This window comes from Caballeronia sp. ATUFL_F1_KS39 (assembly GCF_023630985.1).
Classification (GTDB): domain Bacteria; phylum Pseudomonadota; class Gammaproteobacteria; order Burkholderiales; family Burkholderiaceae; genus Caballeronia; species Caballeronia zhejiangensis.
In genome coordinates, this window is record NZ_JALQDZ010000132.1 from 1 (window position 1) to 243 (window position 243).

1 protein-coding gene is annotated in these 243 nt (G+C 63.8%); it reads left to right on the forward strand.

Annotated features, from left to right (window positions below):
* The coding region (locus NCR93_RS31845; RefSeq protein ID WP_250532490.1) for a hypothetical protein at positions 1-190 on the forward strand (190 nt) is incomplete at its 5' end.
* Positions 191-243: the final 53 nt, after the last annotated feature.

Consider the following 243-nt stretch of genomic DNA (forward strand, 5'->3'; position numbering starts at 1 on the left):
CCCGAAGCCTGCAAAGGCGCATCAACCATCCGGACTTTATTGGGAATCGCTTGAAATGATTCGTCGATCGCCTGACGCGGATGTTTGCCTGACGTGCGAATCGATCGCCCACTTCAGTATGTGCAGCACGCGCGACATGCGCGACAGGCGGCCTCACGCCCACGCCGCCTGGACCGAGCACTTCCCCTGACCGACCGCTCGCCGCCGGCGCACCGCGCCGGTTTCTCGCAGCACATCAAGCGC